General features: G+C 35.3%; 13 protein-coding genes. 3 read left to right on the plus strand and 10 right to left on the minus strand.

Features of this window, described 5'->3' with window-relative positions; all coding sequences use genetic code 11:
- Positions 1–199: 199 nt before the first annotated feature.
- Positions 200–2293: a S9 family peptidase gene (locus tag K350_RS28710; RefSeq protein ID WP_037575554.1), complete on the minus strand. Its 2094-nt coding sequence runs from the start codon at positions 2291–2293 to the stop codon at positions 200–202.
- Positions 2294–3028: 735 nt separating this feature from the next.
- Between K350_RS28710 and K350_RS31195 the strand changes: the two genes are divergently transcribed.
- Both K350_RS31195 and K350_RS31200 read left to right on the plus strand, forming a co-directional pair.
- Positions 3029–5074 carry a PAS domain-containing protein gene (locus K350_RS31195; protein WP_051313125.1) on the plus strand — a complete coding sequence of 682 codons (2046 nt, stop codon included), beginning with the start codon at positions 3029–3031 and terminating at the stop codon, positions 5072–5074.
- Positions 5075–5272: 198 nt separating this feature from the next.
- A complete protein-coding gene (locus K350_RS31200; protein WP_028980343.1) occupies positions 5273–7327 on the plus strand; it encodes a sensor histidine kinase in 2055 nt (684 codons plus the stop codon).
- Positions 7328–7347: 20 nt separating this feature from the next.
- Here the strand turns inward: K350_RS31200 and K350_RS0113400 are convergent, their stop codons facing one another.
- On the minus strand, positions 7348–8643 hold the full coding sequence (locus K350_RS0113400; protein ID WP_028980344.1) for a PQQ-dependent sugar dehydrogenase: 1296 nt from the start codon (positions 8641–8643) through the stop codon (positions 7348–7350).
- A 91-nt stretch (positions 8644–8734) separates the two neighbouring features.
- Complete coding sequence (locus K350_RS0113405) at positions 8735–8932, minus strand: YwbE family protein (RefSeq protein ID WP_028980345.1); 198 nt, start codon at positions 8930–8932, stop codon at positions 8735–8737.
- Positions 8933–9084: 152 nt separating this feature from the next.
- Between K350_RS0113405 and ade the strand changes: the two genes are divergently transcribed.
- Positions 9085–10704: an adenine deaminase gene (gene ade, locus K350_RS0113410; protein WP_028980346.1), complete on the plus strand. Its 1620-nt coding sequence runs from the start codon at positions 9085–9087 to the stop codon at positions 10702–10704.
- Positions 10705–10832: 128 nt separating this feature from the next.
- Here the strand turns inward: ade and K350_RS0113415 are convergent, their stop codons facing one another.
- The 7 genes from K350_RS0113415 to K350_RS28730 form a co-directional block, all read right to left on the minus strand.
- Positions 10833–11726: an SPL family radical SAM protein gene (locus tag K350_RS0113415; RefSeq protein WP_028980347.1), complete on the minus strand. Its 894-nt coding sequence runs from the start codon at positions 11724–11726 to the stop codon at positions 10833–10835.
- Positions 11704–12432, minus strand: coding sequence for a DNA alkylation repair protein (locus tag K350_RS0113420; protein WP_051313126.1), 729 nt, complete (start codon positions 12430–12432; stop codon positions 11704–11706). Before K350_RS0113420 ends, K350_RS0113415 begins: the two co-directional genes overlap by 23 nt.
- A gap of 117 nt (positions 12433–12549) precedes the next feature.
- Complete coding sequence (locus K350_RS0113425) at positions 12550–13131, minus strand: hypothetical protein (RefSeq protein ID WP_156027038.1); 582 nt, start codon at positions 13129–13131, stop codon at positions 12550–12552.
- A gap of 523 nt (positions 13132–13654) precedes the next feature.
- Complete coding sequence (locus K350_RS0113435; RefSeq protein ID WP_028980351.1) at positions 13655–13954, minus strand: hypothetical protein; 300 nt, start codon at positions 13952–13954, stop codon at positions 13655–13657.
- Between the two features lie 122 nt (positions 13955–14076).
- Complete coding sequence (locus K350_RS0113440) at positions 14077–14712, minus strand: response regulator (RefSeq protein WP_028980352.1); 636 nt, start codon at positions 14710–14712, stop codon at positions 14077–14079.
- A gap of 2 nt (positions 14713–14714) precedes the next feature.
- On the minus strand, positions 14715–16433 hold the full coding sequence (locus K350_RS31205; RefSeq protein WP_028980353.1) for a sensor histidine kinase: 1719 nt from the start codon (positions 16431–16433) through the stop codon (positions 14715–14717).
- Positions 16434–16749: 316 nt separating this feature from the next.
- On the minus strand, positions 16750–17967 hold the full coding sequence (locus tag K350_RS28730; RefSeq protein ID WP_051313127.1) for a DUF1501 domain-containing protein: 1218 nt from the start codon (positions 17965–17967) through the stop codon (positions 16750–16752).
- Position 17968: the final 1 nt, after the last annotated feature.

The following is a 17968-nucleotide window of genomic DNA, read 5'->3' on the forward strand; positions in this document are numbered from 1 at the left end:
ACATAAATAAAATGCCCCAAGGGGTTATACAATTGTCTTTATAACCTCCAATATTTATAGCGGTCTTTATATTCAAATGATTAAAAAAGATTTCACAATAAACATTCTTTTAAAGGGCAAGTCATAAAATGTAGAGACGCTATGGATAGCGTCTCTGCATTAATCCTCCAAATAAGAGCATTTGATGTTCTTTACATTTTTAATTCTCAATTCCAGAGATCATTAGAATAAATGCAAACTCCTGAGCTATTTCCTCATACACTTTAAATCTTCCGGTAGTGCCTCCATGTCCGGTTTCCATATTGGTCCTAAGGCACAACAAATTATTATCTGTCTTTAAATCTCTTAGTTTAGCGATCCATTTAGCCGGTTCCCAATATTGAACCTGTGAATCATGCAGACCTGTAGTAATAAGTATATTCGGATATGCTTTAGATTGAATATTATCATATGGCGAATAGGATAACATATATTTATACGATTCTTCATTTTTAGGATTGCCCCATTCATCAAACTCACCAGTAGTTAAAGGTATGGATTCATCAAGCATCGTACTGACCACATCCACAAAAGGTACCTGTGCCAATATACCTTTAAACAGATCAGGTCTTAGATTCATTACTGCTCCCATCAATAAACCTCCTGCGCTGCCTCCTTGTGCAAACAGTTTATCGGAACTTGTGTATCCTTGTCCGATAAGATGTTGAGCACAATTGATAAAATCAGTGAATGTATTTATCTTCTTAAACATTTTACCATCTTCGTACCAATTCCTTCCCATCTCCTGCCCTCCTCTGATATGAGCTATTGCAAAAACAAATCCACGATCAAGAAGGCTTAGTCTTTTTGAAGAAAACTCAGGATCAATGCTTATTCCATATGAACCATAACCATAAAGCAATGCAGGATTATTGCCATTCAAAGACAATCCTTTTTTATACACAACAGACATTGGAATTTTAGTTCCGTCATCAGCAACAGCCCACATTCTCTCTGTTTTATAATCTGAAGGATTATACCCTCCTACGACAGTCTCGCGTTTTTTGAGTACCTGTTCACCTGTTCGCATATTGAAGTCATATACAGTATTGGGAGTAGTTAATGAGGTATATCTAAACCTTAGCCATTCTGTATTTATTTCATAATTATCCCTTGTGAACATGGTATAAGCTGTTTCCTCCAAAGGAAGATATTTTTGCTTATTTGTTGCATGTTCTATGATACTGATATTCGTACTTGCATTGGATCTTTCACTTAGCACAAGAAAATTTTCAAACACATCAATATCTTCAAGCAATACATCCTTTCTGTGAGGAATTACTTCTTTCCAGAACTCTTTGGAAGTTTGCGTATCAGCAGTTTCCATAAGTCTGAAATTGGGAGCATTGAGGTTTGTAACAATATAGAATTTATCATGAAAATGTTCTATCTGATATTCCAATTCATCCTCTTTTACATTAAATTCTTTGAATTCGCCATTAGGAGTATTCGCATCCAAAATCTTGTAATAAGATGCAAGAGTGCTGGTTGAGCCAATGATCAGAAACTTTTTAGATTTGGCTTTCTCTATAGCAGTATAAAATGTTTCATCCTCTTCATGATAAATCAGCAAATCAGATGAAGGATCATTTCCCATAGTATGACGATAAATACGATCAGGCCTTAATGTCTCTTCATCTTTTTTAGAATAAAAAACTGTTTTATTATCATTGGCCCAGGCCACATATCCTTCAGTATTTGGAATCTCATGGCCCACATGCTTGCCAGTCGAAAGATCTAAAAAATAAATAGTATAGATCCTTCTGCTTACAGTATCTAATCCATAAGCAAGGATAGAATTATCTTCACTTACAGACAAACCAACTACATTATAATAATCATGACCCTTCGCCATAACATTAACATCCAACATCACTTCTTCCTGAGCATCGAGTGATCCTTTTTTTCTGCAATAAACAGGGTATTCTGCACCTTCTGTATATCTTACATAATACCAGAAACCATTTTTGAGAAAAGGAACACTTTCATCCTCCTGCTTGATCCTTCCTGTCATCTCCGCATAGAGCTTGCGCTGCAAATGCTCTGTAGGCTTCATAACATTATGAAAATAATCATTCTCAGCATTGAGATAATCAAAAACCTTTTTCGTTTGCTCATCTTGTTCTTCCGAATTTTTCTGCTCGTCGCTTAATCTCATCCAAAAGTAAGGATCATTTCTTGTACCAGCATCTGCAACAACTTGATAATCGATCTTCTCTGCTATAGGAGGTGTATTGCTATTCAACTTATTCATTGACATTTATAATCTCATTTAATTTTTAAACGGATAAATATCAACATTTAAGAAGTTAATTCATAATAAATTATATTGGCATTTAATCCAAAACCTTTTAGAACTCTGCGACCTGCCTCTCAGTCATTATAATATTCACCTACCTCTGCAAACCTGACTACTATTATTCCCAATTTTCCTGAAAAAGACGTAGATTATACACTAAACTTGCCTTTTAAAACTATAAGGCTTGTAGCGCTATCCTACAAACCTTTTTATGCCTATTTCAGATGCTCATAAACTATTCTTATCAAAATCTTTAGGTTTTCTTACATAGCTCTAATTTTCAGTATTAAAGGGCACAAAAACATAAAACACTCATTCACAATTACCAACATTTTTAGTCCTCCGCACGAGGACAAAATTTACATAGCGAAAAACACTGAGGTGTTCCCTTACGCTTATTTTATTGCTATATACCATCTAAACCCAAAACCCATGATGTCGTAAATAAAAAAACTATAATTGAGTTTTAGTAATTCTTCGAAATATTAAAAATATTAAATGTCCTCCGAAAATAGTTTCAAATCTAAGTACAACAAGCTTTTAATCTCCTCTATTTCTGCGACTATTATTTTAGCGTGTTTACTTATATTCACAATCTTTTCCATTAGAAAAAGTAGGGAGAATGCAGCATCATTATCAAAGGCTTCATTTAACCTTTCCCTATGTCAGGCATCATTCCGCGGTTTTATTATGAATGCCTGGACTGATACATCATTTGTACTGACAGGTACAAACAAAGATTTATCTGACTTCAGAGATAATGCAAAGTTATTTAATGAAGACATTTCAATACTAAAGGAAAACCTTAGCGGTAAAGATCTGGACACTTTAAAAAGTATAAAAGTTTCGTTTGATACCCTTACCTCAACCTTTTATAAAATCTCCGAATTGATTAAGGAACGTGGTTTTAAAAATCATGGGCTTGAAGGTAAAATGAGAGAAGCAGCTCATTTCCTTGAAAAAAATCCACACTCCGATAAAAGTCTTGTACTGGGTCTCAGAAAACATGAGAAAGACTTCTTTCTCAGAAAAGATAAGACCTATCTGACAAAATTTGATCAGACTGCTGCAAATCTTGAAAGCCAGCTATTCCTTGTTTCTGATTCTGCAGAAAAAGCATCTCTGATCAACAATTTAAATTCATACAAAAATATATTCGGTGATATTGTATCTATAGAAACCAAAATAGGATTGGATAGAAACCAGGGATACATAAGCAAAATCAATACATTAACAAGCGAGTCCATTCTTAAGCTTGACATTTTAAGAAATTCATTTGATAAGAAAAGCATCAGTCTTTCAGAAACAACAGTATTTGCAATACTAATCCTTACTTTAGGTTTGATTGCAGTAATATATTTGGCACTTAACAAATTCGTAAAACCTGCATTCGAACCGATTCAGGAAATACAATTCAGAGCTACTGAAATCAGCGAAGGTAACCTGTCTGTAAGGTTTGACGAATTCAGAAACAACAATGTGCTTAAAGATCTCATAGCAGGTCTTGAAAAGATCGTAACCCGGTTTAAAACCACGATGGACCAGGTAGAAGCTATAAGTTCCCGTAAAATATTATCAGAACTACCATTATCTTCAGATAAAGATGAAGTTGGCAAGACTGTCAATCTTATCATTAAGCAACTTAAAAATATTGATGATGATGAGCAGCAAAGAGCATGGCATAATGAAGGGCTAGCTATGTTTGCCAATCTTCTTAGAATTCATGTAAATGATGCTGATACTCTATTTGATCATTTCCTAAGGGAATTAGTTAAATATATAGATGCCAATCAAGGAGGTTTATTCATTATAGAAGAAGATGATGACACTACCAACTATATGCTAATGAAAGCCTGCTATGCATATGACAGAAAAAAATTCTTTAACAAAAGAATCAATCCTGGCGAAGGGCTTGCAGGTGTATGTTGGCAGGAAGGTGAAACAATATACATGTCTGAAATTCCGAGAGATTATATGTATATAACATCTGGAGTTGGAGGAGCATCTCCATCTAACGTAGTTATCGTGCCTGTAAAATTCAATGATAAAATATTCGGAGTAATTGAATTGGCTTCATTTAAAATAGTTCCAATCCACAAAATAAAATTTATTGAAGCCATAGCTGAAAGTTTCGGATCTACTGTTCACAATATGAAGACTGGCAACAGAACCCGTTCATTACTTGAACAGTCTCAAATTATGACTGAAGAACTAAGAGCTCAGGAAGAAGAAATGCGTCAGAATATGGAAGAGCTTCAGGCAACACAGGAAGAAATGGAAAGAACTGTTACCTCTCTGAAATCCATGACAAAAGAACTTGAAGTAAGAGAGAAGATATTCGGATTGACTACTATTCTGTCTGAGTCAGATAAGTATGGGACCATACTTGATATCAACACAAAATTCACTGAAGTATCTGGTTATTCAAAGGAAGAACTCATCGGAAAGCCGCACAACATTCTGAGAGATCCTGATATGCCAAAAGAACTCTTTAAACTTTTCTGGGATACTATTAAGGCTGGTAATACCTTTAAAGGGATACTGAAAAACAGAGGCAAAGGTGGGATTATTTATTGGGTGAATGCTACAATAGTTCCGTTAAAAGATGAAAATGGAAATATTGTAAAATACATAGGAGCTCGTTATCACATTGAAGATGAAAACTTTGCAATCCATATGTATAATAAACAGGCAAGCGCACTGGGGCATCCATTATTTAAAAAACAATCTGAATGATTAAATAAAATTTAATACTCCGGAGTTATTGCAATGTCGCGGTAATTTCGGAGTAGAAATTTTTATCAAGAAATATTACACAACATAAATCTCCTCTAGTCTCATTATATCTTCACTGCATTTTATCGAAATTTGTTCTTATTTAAGATGTTCCGATTGGGCCTGTGCTAAAGTGTTTGTATATTTAATAGCCAGGAAATGAAAAACAGGATAATCTTTACATTTATTATAATTTACTTTAGCAGTATAGCCTGTACTGCTGCTAAGACCCCTTCTTTAAGATTAAATTATATTACAGACGATTCTCTAAAATTTACTTTTTCCTCAGCTTCCAGCCTTTTTATAAAATCACCAGAAAAATTCAAGCCCGCTGATAATGCAGTAAATATCAGGCTAAAAGCAAATAAAGTATGGATTATCTTTCCAGCAGAAGATTTACCAGAGAATGGAATTTTACTTGTAAAAAATTCATTCTTAGACCACATCAAAGCCTATTTTATAAAAGATAATAATCTTATTGAATCAAAGGAATCAGGCAACCTTATGCCTTTCAGCTATAGAGATCAACCTGTAAACTTTCCCAACTTTTTTATTCCGAAAAACACAGAACTTATCTGCCTTGAAATACAAACTGCGGGGCCGATGAAAGTTCCTGTTCAGGTGTACTCATCAAAAGAATTTGTTACAAACGTTCAGCAAAACATATCTCTACACTTTCTTTACCTGGGCCTAATCATACTTACAATCACTTTGGCACTTGCCTCTTATGCCTTTCTGAAAGAAAGCTTATTCCTTCACTATGCACTTTCAATCAGTGCAACAGGGTTTATAACTTTGCTTAATTTTGGTTATGCATTTCAATACTTCTGGCCTGAAACGCCTTCTATAAACCAATATGGTTTTATATTCTATCTACTTACAATTTTCAATTTTCTATTCATTGAGAAACTATTGTTCTTAAAGAAGAATTCTCTCTGGCTCTTCTTCACTTTCAGGATATTTTATGTAGTAAATATAGTTGCATTTGCGCTTAATGCTTTTTTCAACACAGCGTTGATAAATGAAATAGTTTTCGCGGTATTCTGCCTCGGTGCTTTGTTGCCGCTATTTGCGGGAGTTTACTTACTGAAAAAATTAAGAAAAATTGAAAAGCATACAATAGGATTCTTTTTAACAGGCAGCATATCCTTCTTCATGGGAATACTGGTTTATGTCATTACGATGAATGGATTCATCCCTTTGAATGTTATTACAGACAACTCCATACAGATCGGATCTGCTATTGAAATCATCTTTTTTAACCTTGCGATATTAAGCAGACTTAAATTATTTAAACTTGAAAAAGATAGTATCGTAATTGAACAAAAGCATTTTCTTGAAACAGAAGTAATGTCAAGAACGCTTGAACTGAGAGAAAAGAATATTCTGATAGAGCTTAAAAACAAGGAACTGGAAGAACAACAGGAACAGCTCGAAAAAATAGTAGAGAAAAGAACCAGTCAGCTTATAAAACTTAACAAGGACCTTAACGATAGAAACTTCAGGCTTGAACAATTTGCCAATATTACAGCACACAATCTCCGCGGCCCGATTGCCACTTTGTTAGGGCTATGTGAGTTGTTCAATGAAAGCATCCCGGCAGATCCTCTGAATGCAAAAGTTATTCATAACATCAAAGAGTCATCAGTAAAGGTTGACGGTATTCTCAAAGATCTCGCATCATTGCTGGATCATCATAGAAATACCGATGCGATGATGGAAAAAGTCAAGTTTGAAAAAGTTTGTCTTGAAGTTATTGACCTTCTTGAAAATGAAATCAAAACAAGCGGAGCTGTTGTGAATTATGACTTTACCCAAACCGTTTTCACCCCTGCAATCCCGTCTTACCTGAAGAACATATTCTTTAACCTTATTCTCAATAGTATCAAATATTGCAGAAGGCATTGTATTCCGACTGTCAATATTAAATCATATACAGAAGGAGATTATCATTTCATTGAGTTTAGAGATAACGGAATAGGCGTGGATCTGGCGCTATATAAGGAAAAGATTTTTCAACCTTATCAACGATTTCATCTTGAAATTCCAGGTAAAGGACTAGGCTTGTTTATCACCAAAACTCAGATAGAAAGTATGGGTGGAAAAATATCTATTGAAAGCGAAATTGGAAAAGGAACTTCCTTTACTGTCGCCCTGCCTGCTTCAATAGATGCAGAATATCAGGAGGAGCTGTCTCTAAAAGAGACCAATTAAAGACAGACTCCGGTAAAATTCTATTTGTAGCTAATTTTATAAATCGTCCCTTTCACGTCATCAGATATATATAGCGCTCCGTCCGGTCCTTGAGCCACTCCACATGGTCTGTGCTTAGCGTCCCCAGGTGAATTGACCTCCTCAGTACCAGCAAAATTATCTGCGAATATTTCCCATGTTCCTGCAAGCTTGCCATCTTTAAATGGAACAAATGCTACAAAGTAACCTTTTTGTTTTAATGGTGCCCTGTTCCATGAACCATGAAATGCTATAAATGCACCGTTTTTATACTTGGCAGGGAACTGATCTCCTGTATAAAATAAAAGTCCATTAGGAGCCAAGTGTCCTGGAAATACTATAGCAGGATCAATTGCATCTTCTCCACTTGTTTTCTTTCCATCTCCTCCATACTCAGGTGCAAGTAATTTCTTTTTCTGAAACTGATCATAATAAATATATGGCCAGCCAGCGTTATCGCCTTGATTAATTGCATACATGGTTTCTGCAGGCAACTCAGCACTTTGTTTTTCATTAAATAGGTTAGGGAAAAGTTGAAACAACTGATCTCTGCCATGCTGCATAACAAACAATTGATTGTTCTGATTATTCCAATCAAGGCCGACAACATTCCTTAACCCAGTTGCATAACGAACACCTTCCGCATAACTCTGATTAGCCTTATCTGCTTTAAACTGCCATATACCACCAGCAGAATCAAGGATCGGACAAGGATTCATCCCTGGAGAGCCATTGACTCTATCCTTCTCTTGACAAGCATTAGAAGGTGCTCCTATGTTAACATAAATATTGCCGTTATTATCAAGCGTTATAGATTTGGACTCGTGCTGTCTTCTGGCAACCAGACCTTTTACAATTATCTCAGGGCTTTTCTGGTTGCTAACCTCTCCTTTTTCATTAAGCTTATACCTGTAAACTTCACTATTGGAAGAAGCATACAGGTAATCACCTTTGATTGCAATACCTGTACCTTTATAATCGCCAAAACCTGAAATTTTATCTGCTTTTCCGTCATTGTTTTTATCTTCAAGATATAACACTGCACCTTTGTCTGAAGGCCTGTCAAGTTTCACATAAACATTCCCTTGTTTGGACACGGCAATATGTCTGGATTTCCCGAGATTGTCAGCGACGATTGTTCCTTTGAAACCCTGTGGCAGGTTCAATCCTGTTTTGCCAGGGTCATCGATAAGTTTGGTCACAACAAACCCATTGGCAGAGTCAGGATTAAAAGACTGAGCATTACATTCCACCTTAAAATATAGGAAAACTAGTACTATCAAAATAACCTTTTGCATGGTCTTTAATTTATATAATGTTATTAATTAATAATTCTTATTTAACAAGATAGCCATAACACTCAATCACAGATTAGCTTGAATAAAACTTTTATATTGCCACTATTTTTTGCACCCTCCCTATTTGTCCATTTTCAAGACGAACCTTTATACACCGATGATGCTTAGGTGCACTTGTCAGTATATTTTTCACTACTCCCCTGGTTAAAATACCCGTCTTTTGATCTTTCTTCAAAACTATATCTACCAAAATTCCAGGTTTAATATTGGTCCTGATTTGATTTACCATTATATGAAAATTTTCTTTCTAAAATAAAAGATCTGAAAATGTTATGAAAATTAAATATGATCATAAATCATATTATAATTTTCAAAATAGATTAAATATATTGTGGGACAGTTCCATACAAGGATTAAATTCTTTTCAAAACCAAGTACAAAATGAGTTCTAAGACAATTACCGGCAACATCATTGACATTGAAGGCGGACGTGTTTATAAAGGCTTTATTAAGATATCAGAAGGGCGCATTGAGAATATAGGAGAATCGACTGAAGTTGTTGATAGCGTTTATATTCTTCCAGGTTTTGTTGATGCCCATGTTCATATAGAAAGCTCAATGCTGGTTCCATCTGAATTTGCAAGGCTTGCAGTGTTGCATGGTACAGTAGCTACAGTGTCCGATCCACACGAAATCGCCAATGTGTGCGGTATGGAAGGAGTTGAATTTATGGTGAATAATGGAAAACAAGTTCCCTTTAAATTTAATTTCGGTGCCCCTTCCTGTGTTCCTGCAACTACCTTTGAAACCGCAGGAGATGAAATCTCTGCAAAAGATATTGAAACACTTTTAAAAAAGCCTGAAATAAAATATCTGGCAGAGATGATGAACTGGCCTGGTGTACTATTTAATGATCCTGTTGTATATGAGAAAATCAATATTGCTAAAAAACTAGGAAAAGTTATAGACGGTCATGCTCCCGGACTTAAAGGAGAACAGGCAAAACAATACATAGCAGCAGGCATTTCTACAGACCACGAATGCTTTACAGCGGAAGAAGCTTTGGAAAAACTTAAGTATGGAATGAAAATACTTATAAGAGAAGGAAGTGCTGCCAAAAACTTTGAAGCTCTAATTGATCTTTTAAATGAGCATGAAGATTCTATAATGTTTTGTTCTGATGATAAACATCCGGACAACCTTGTAATTGGCCATATTGATGAGCTTGTAAAAAGAGCGCTCAGCAAAGGAATTGATCTCTATAAAGTTTTGAAAGCTGCCTGCATCAATCCGGTGAAGCACTATAAACTTGAAGTTGGCCTTTTGAAAACCGGAGATCCGGCAGACTTTATCATTATTGATAATCTTAAAGATTTTAATATTCTTAAAACCTTTATAAATGGTGAACTTGTAGCTGAAAATAAAAAGAGCTTCATAAAACAAATTCCTGTAACACCTATCAATAGGTTTAATACATCATTGAAGAAGGTTTCTGATTTTAAATTAGCATCTTCCACAGGAAAAACGAGAGTTATAGAAGCACTGGATGGCCAATTGATCACCCGATCCATTGAAATTGATCTGCCACTTGAAAATGGTTATGTGCAATCCACGCCAGAGAAAGACATATTAAAAATCACTGTTGTAAACAGATACAAAGAAGCAATTCCGGCAAAGGCATTCATCAAAGGATTCGGTTTAAAACAGGGAGCACTTGCTTCATCCATTGCTCACGATTCTCATAATATAGTGGCAGTTGGAGTGAATGACGAAGAAATTACAAAAGCGGTAAACGAAGTTATCAAGAACCAGGGTGGCATCTCTGCTGTATATGATGGAAAATTATACTCACTACCTCTCCCTGTCGGTGGTTTAATGTCTGCTGAAGATGGTTATGTCGTAGCAGACAAATACACAGAGCTAGACAAAATTTCCAAAGAAATGGGGAGTACACTTACTTCACCGTATATGACATTGTCCTTTATGGCTTTATTGGTGATACCATCTCTTAAACTCAGCGATCTTGGGCTATTTGATGGTGATAAGTTTGAGTTTGTTTAATAAGTTGAAAGTTAAAAGTTAAGCATTTGATTAGGCTTTATAAATTATTCTGTGTGCCTCTGTGTAATAGATTAAATTATACAGAGATTATTGGGATTAAGTATCCCTATTCTGCAAAATTTTTAATTTCAAATATCTACAATCCTGTCTTTAATTCCATATTCTCTGCTTAGCTCATTCATCTTCTCATAAAATGCTTTTCTATAATAATAAGGAAGCTCACTGGAGTTTTTAAAAAGCTTCTCATACTTTTCCTGCAACTCCGGAAATTGTTTTTTAATAGCGTTTAAAACAAGAGTTTTACTATCTCCTCTATCATCTCCCCAAAGAGTAATCGTCGCCGGCATGACATAGTCTGCACTTAAGTCTCTAAATGTTTTGAAAAAAAGATGGAGATTTTCTGATGTATCAGAAATATAGGGTATCAAAGGCATTAAGCTGATACCCGATAAAAAACCATTGTCCTTAATCGTCTTAAATGCTTCCAGTCTTTGGGATGGCAATGTGGCTCCAGGTTCAAAAATCTTTGCAATCTGATCATTCAATGTTGAAAAGGAAAACGAGATGATCGTCCCTCTATCTAATTTTGTACTAAGATCTGAAGGTAGAATGGCTGTTTTGTCTATTTCATGTAAGATATCTAAATCACGAACTACTAAATCTGATTTGGTAATGATGTGTACAGGAAATTTATAATATGCAATAAGCTCCAGCGCCTGAAGAGTAAGGCGATACTGCTCTTCAAGCTTTAAATACGGATCGGTTGCTGAAGAGACCACAATGATACCATATTGATTTTTTTTCGCTTTTAGATGAAGTTGTTTTTCAAGAAGCTCAATGCCATTTATCTTGGCTGAAATGCTGTCTTCCAGATTTTCACCATACTTGCTTCCTCTGATATAGCAGTACAAACAATTGAAGGAACAACTACTGTAGAGATTTAGAGTATAGTCATCAAGAAACCAGGGATCACGTCTCTTGGTTTTATTTAATATAGTCTTAACTTCTATTTCCTTTGGCATATAAGTTTCTATCAAGACCAATCTTTAGTTTCGTTCTGAACCAGGCCCCCGTCTTTTCAGGGTCATCAATAAGATCTCTATACTTCTTTATTATCTCCGGATAAAACTTAGCTGTCGTTTTTGCAGCCCATCCGATACCTCTTTTTATCTCACCATCCTTTGCATTAGCGAGACTTAGAAGAAGTTTAAATAGTCCTTCTGTCTCTTTTAAAGGAAGACCCTTTTTAATAGCAAAGTGTGCTCCAGGACCAATGGATCTTACAACAAAGGGACTTGCATTATTTGATAATTGATAAAGAAAATTTAGTGCTTCAGTATTATAGCGAAGCAATGCAACGCCAAATACACGTTCTCCGATGATATCTGTCACATACCATTCCTCACCTTGCTCTATATAATCTGCTGCTTTCTCCATTGATTGAGTAAAATATACAGAAAGCCTCCTTTGCAGAATAATACCAATCAATACATTTCCTCCTATCGTTTTGAGTTTTGCAATGCCAGAGCAAAACTCAATATGATCTTTTTCATCAAGTCTTTTGAATATTTCCGTAGCACAATATTCAAGCAATGGAAATTTAATTTTAGCAAGTAATAATCGATGATGAACTTCTGATAAAAACTCATTAAAACCTTTAGCATCCAGTGCTTCAAAGCAATGTTGAAGTTCATTATTAAGGTCGCCTTTTTGGGTTATTGATTTCATTGGATGAACAATTAAGAAGGGATATATTGAAAGGCCTAAGCTTCTTGAATTCTGTCCTTTTTTATTAATAATAATTCTTTGGAGAATTTAGTTTGTTATTCTATTTCAACTAGATAGTCATTCATCATCTGATCTTTCAACTTCGTTATCAAAATCAAGTTTTCCTATATTGTTTTTGATAATGGGTACTACATCAAAGGTTACTGGGATATTAAATGGTTTACCTAGCAAGTTAGTCCCTTTATGAAATTTATTATCTAAAATTGTCACATCGCTTTCATACCAACAATCAAAGAAGTTAACAAAGTCATTAAATTCATTATTAGTAATTATTACCACATTGCGAGGCTTATTGTGTCCACCCGCCTGAAAATCCAAGTAGCCATCAAACGTGCAATTTTCAATTGTCAGTCCACGTAAAAAATAAGAGGAAATAAACTGGCAATTTTTAAAATGACAATTCATCAATCGCACTGGTTTGTCAAACTGGATCATGCTTCCTGAAAAAGAATCAATAATGCAATTTTCTAATACTACTTCTTTATCCCAGGTTTCAAATGTGTGAATTTTTAGTTCTCCGTCAACATAAAAATCTTTTAATGGTTTTCCATCGTTGATTAAATCAATTGCTCTTTCTATTGAAATATTATGTTTGGGTGATGCTGACATATTACCACTAACGAATTTATATATACCCACGAGGTGCATATATTTTTAATTTATCCCTCCTAAAATATTTACGGAATAATATTAAAAGAAGTCAAATCTCCGACATTCGAGGTATAATCCGAAAATTATCCTCCAAAAGCTCCTCCATCCGAGCTATGACCTCGAAAATGTGACCTAAAAGCTCCGACATTCGACCTTTCACCTCTAAATTATCACCCAAAAGCTTCGGAATTCGAGCTTTAACCTCAAAATTATGACCTAAAAGCTCCGGCATTCGAGCTTTAACCTCAAAATTATGACCTAAAAGCTCCGGTATTTGAGCTTTGACCTCAAAATTATGACCCAAAAGCTCCGGCATCCGAGCTTTTGACCTTCACATTACGACCTAAAAGGTCCGACGTCCGAGCCTTTAACTCGAAAATAAACTAAGGTCTGATGACAGGAAATTTAATGAAGCCTTATAAAGAGCCATCAATAAAAAAGCCCTCCGAAAATCGGAAGGCTTTTTAGGGAATCATTACAAACTTTATGAAAATTCTTTAATATCTGAAGATTATAAACCGTTTGGATGTTTATAAGATCTGGAACTTCTAATTTGAGGCATATAAGTATATGAAGATGCTTTTTTGGAAGTTTTACCTGAACTAAAGCTATTCTTATAGTTCTCCTTTACAGTTACCTCACTTGTCTCAATTGAAACCGGATTACCAAGGTTATTTTCCTTTGCGTATTTAGCCTTGTTTGCTTGTTTATAATTGTTGATGGAATAAGTAGGATCGTTATTTACTCCATTTTGAGCAGAAGATACCTGAGCTGCAAGTATCATTAAGCCAGCAATTATCATGTGTTTCATAACAGTTATTCGGTTTGTTTCTGCTAATAAAACATATAATAATGGCTATGTAAATCACAAAAAATACTAGCAATATAATAGTATTAACACTATCAACATGATCAGTATTTACCCCTAGCAAACTAATCTATCAAATTAAGTTTTATGGCCTTTTTAATCAATTCTGCTGAATTGCTTACGCGTAACTTTTTCAACATATTGATACGATGTGATTCAACTGTTCTGATACTGATCCCTAGTTCGTCTGCAATCTGTTTGGTACTAAAACCTTTTGCAACGAATTGTAATACTTCTTTTTCCCTTGGAGTTACCTCAGATGTCTCAAGTGCTTCAGGCTTTCCATAGTTCTCAGCAAGCAGATTCACTACGAAAGGACTAAAATATTTGCCGCCATCGTACACGGTTTTGATAGCCTTTGCCAGCTCTGCATTTTCTATGTTTTTTAGCAAATAGCCCTGAGCACCTATCTTTATTGCCCTTAGTACATATTCCCTTTCTTCATGCATTGTTAGAACGATGAATTTAAAATAGGGATTTTCCTTCTTCAATTGTTCCATGGCATCCAAGCCTCCCTGGCCAGGCATAGTAATATCTGTAAGGATTACATCGTGTTCTATATTATGAGCCATCTTCACCAAATCCTGCCCGTCGGTTGCTTCTCCTACTATTTCAAAGGCTTCATTCTTTCCTAGTAATGTTCTGAATCCTGCTCTGATCAGGGAATGATCGTCTGCCAGTATTAATTTTATCTTACTCATATCTATTCTCTGTTTAAGGGGATTTCAAGTTCAGTAACTGTTCCTTCCCCGTGAATTGATTCTATATGCAATTCACCATTCAGCAATTTAGCTCTTTCATTCATACTAGTTAAGCCAAATCCGCCCCTTTTTATTACATCAGCTTTATTGAAGCCGATTCCATTGTCTTTAAGTTTCAGGTACAAATACTCTTCCTGCTCCATTACATCCAAATACACATCTGTTGCTTTCGCATGTTTTATGATATTATTCAAACCCTCCTGAACAATTCTGAAAACAGGAACACTCACTTCAAAACTCAAAGGTTTGTCGGTTTCTTTTATATATGTAAACTCAATATTCAATCGAGAATATTTTTTTACATTATCGCACAATCCTCTCAGACCTGCTTCCAGACCAAAATCCACAAGAACGCTAGGCATCACGTTATAGGAAATTCTTCTCACTTCCCCTATTGTATTATTAACAAGATCAAGAACTTCCTGTTTCTCTTCTTGTTTTTCCTTATCTTTTGCATCCATTGCATCAAGACGAAGTTTCACCACTGTAAGCAATTGCCCTATTCCATCATGAAGTTCCCTTACAAAACGTTTGCGTTCATTCTCCTGACCTTCCAATAATGCTGATGCTTTTTCCCTTACCAGCCTAACTTCTCTTTCCTGAAGCATTTTAATTTTATCTCTCATACTTAAAAGAGCAAGTCCCAATGTATCTTCATCACTTAGGGTTGTGAAAGTTGCGTCAAAGTTTCCTGCTCCTGTTTGGTGCGCAAATTCTGTAGTCCTTTTTGTTCCTTCTACCAGCTGCCTTGTCGCCTCAGTTATCTGAGCTATTTCATCATTCCCCTTGGATTTGATAGGTGATTCAGGAACAACTCCTTTGGACAAACTCATGATTATATCTTTGAGATATAAAATTGGATTTGAAATCGCGTTAGAGATAAAATATGTAACAATCAATATCACTAGGATCAGAACGACAGTAATCACTATGATATAATTTTTGAGTTGATTAATCGGCTTGACAGCTTCGTGATAATCAATTTCGGATATGATTGCCCAGGGAAGGTCAAAGTTTAATTTCCTATATGCACTTAAAACTTTAACATTTCTGTAATCCTGTAAAACATGTCCACCTTCTTTTTCTTTAAAGACATTACTTACAGCTTCCGAATTTACATTAATTTTTAAAGGGGGGCTATCAGGGAAAAACCTAGATACAGATCTCATTCTTTTATCAGATGCTACCAGATAGGACTCTCCCGTTGTTCCCATTCCAGTACGTTCATATAATATTTTCTGAAACTTTGAGAAATGCTCTTTGATAACAATAAACCCTCCTGGATGCAAAGGATCTTTTTTGGAATGTAATGGAATTATATATAACAAAACCGGTTGACCATAATGATCATATATCGATGCATCAAAGTATACAAAATCCTTGTTCAAAGCTTTTAAGCTATCGGCTCTGGCCAGGGTAAATTCTTTCAGAAATGCTGTATCTGTATTTAAAGAATAAATACTGTTCAGGTGATTATCTGCTATAATAATATTATCAAAATCATACAGACTACCGATATTATTCAACTCACTTTTCTGATGATCATCCAGGTATACCTTATGCTTTTCTATATCTGCGATTGCATCAGTCTTTTCAAGAAAATCGGTTCTGCCGAATAAAAAAATCAAATTCTTCTGCGTTCGGTAAAAATAATTTTCCATCTGATTTTTTTTAAGAATATTGACCGAAGACAATTGGTCAAGAGTCCTTTGTATCAGTGAATTTTTTAGAATATTATAAAACAAAAATGAGAGTATAAGAACCGAGAATAGCCCTATAGCCACGTGAGAAATAAATATTTTAGAGAAAATCCGCATTCTTATTATATTTTATAAAGTCACAACCCAAATATTAACATTTTGGATATAAAAAAACATTTTTTGATTCATAAATTCTTACCGGATTTTAAAAAGATTATAAAAAGAAAAAGCCTGCCTTTCGGCAAGCTCTTCCTAACTATACTAAATAAACATTATTCTATTGAATTATCCCTAATCCTTTATAATCATTAAATTTTGGAAAGACCATCTGAGGATCTTTAACAAGATTCCTTTTGACCATAATTTCACTTAATACAGTCCGATAATCGGTAGTTACTGCGAGATCTACACCATTGTCCAATTGTTCATTAGCAAGTCCCGGCCAAGATCCATAAAGATTTCCTCCATTAACATTACCTCCCAGCACCATCATCACACTTCCATGCCCGTGATCTGTACCTCCACTTTTATTGGCTTTCAATCTTCTTCCAAATTCAGTCATCAGAACGATCGTTACTCTCTTATGATAAGCATGGATATCATTGTAAAACGCATTTAGATTCCAGGATAGAGCCTGAATCCATCTCGGAAATTTCCATTCCTGATTATCGTGCATGTCCCAACCATCATAATCAATGGTTGCTATTTTTAGTCCTGCTTCCATTTTAATAAGCTGGGCAACAGTCTTAAAGGAATTTGCAAGCTCCTCTCCGGGCCATGAGCTATAATATTCCGCTGACTTATCAGGAGTGTAGGAATCAAAATTCAAACCTTTTGATGATTTGGCAATATGTGCAATATTCTGGAGTGCTCCTTTGCCAGATCGATGCACAAGGGAATTACCAGCTCCATACATTTCTGTAAGCATGTTAATCAAATCAGGCCCTAAATCCAGGCTTAAATTCTTCATTTCTGTTATATTCATTTGCTCCATACTTCCAAGCAAAGATGCTGGTGGTATTGAACCAATTGCATAAGCAGGCACAATATTGCCTGTATGAAATGACTGAAGATATCTGGTAAGCCAGCCTTGAGAAAGGTTTTTATCACTGTTGCTTCCAAGCTCCATCAGATCCTGCGCTTCAAAGTGGCTTCTGGTTCCATTGGTAAGACCAGCGGCGTGAATTAAGGCTAAAGACTTATTTTCATATAACTCTTTTAAAGCATAAGCTTCAGGATGTATTCTGAAGTCAGCCTGAATGAGATTCTGATTTATCTTTAAAGCATCTTCCTGCAAGGCCATCTTACCTCCTCGTGCAGCCCTGTAATTGCTGTCATCAATTGGTGCCAGAAAATTCAAGCCGTCCATGCCTCCCCTGAGAAATACAACAACTATTGTTTCTCTTGAATCATCTTCATTCAAAAAGTAATCAGAGCCAAATCTTGAAGTCATCAGGTATTCGGCACAACCTTTTATAAGTGATCTTCTATCCATA

Origin of the sequence: Sporocytophaga myxococcoides DSM 11118 (assembly GCF_000426725.1) — a bacterium.
GTDB lineage: Bacteria > Bacteroidota > Bacteroidia > Cytophagales > Cytophagaceae > Sporocytophaga > Sporocytophaga myxococcoides.

Bases quoted from the DNA above. Each gene is read 5' to 3' on its own strand.
- K350_RS28710 (WP_037575554.1), bottom strand. From the start codon at position 2,293: ATGAATAAGTTGAATAGCAATACACCTCCTATAGCAGAGAAGATCGAT.
- K350_RS31195 (WP_051313125.1), top strand. From the start codon at position 3,029: ATGAATGCCTGGACTGATACATCATTTGTACTGACAGGTACAAACAAA.
- K350_RS31200 (WP_028980343.1), top strand. From the start codon at position 5,273: ATGAAAAACAGGATAATCTTTACATTTATTATAATTTACTTTAGCAGT.
- K350_RS0113400 (WP_028980344.1), bottom strand. From the start codon at position 8,643: ATGCAAAAGGTTATTTTGATAGTACTAGTTTTCCTATATTTTAAGGTG.
- K350_RS0113405 (WP_028980345.1), bottom strand. From the start codon at position 8,932: ATGGTAAATCAAATCAGGACCAATATTAAACCTGGAATTTTGGTAGAT.
- ade (WP_028980346.1), top strand. From the start codon at position 9,085: ATGAGTTCTAAGACAATTACCGGCAACATCATTGACATTGAAGGCGGA.
- K350_RS0113415 (WP_028980347.1), bottom strand. From the start codon at position 11,726: ATGCCAAAGGAAATAGAAGTTAAGACTATATTAAATAAAACCAAGAGA.
- K350_RS0113420 (WP_051313126.1), bottom strand. From the start codon at position 12,432: ATGAAATCAATAACCCAAAAAGGCGACCTTAATAATGAACTTCAACAT.
- K350_RS0113435 (WP_028980351.1), bottom strand. From the start codon at position 13,954: ATGAAACACATGATAATTGCTGGCTTAATGATACTTGCAGCTCAGGTA.
- K350_RS0113440 (WP_028980352.1), bottom strand. From the start codon at position 14,712: ATGAGTAAGATAAAATTAATACTGGCAGACGATCATTCCCTGATCAGA.
- K350_RS31205 (WP_028980353.1), bottom strand. From the start codon at position 16,433: ATGGAAAATTATTTTTACCGAACGCAGAAGAATTTGATTTTTTTATTC.
- K350_RS28730 (WP_051313127.1), bottom strand. From the start codon at position 17,967: ATGGATAGAAGATCACTTATAAAAGGTTGTGCCGAATACCTGATGACT.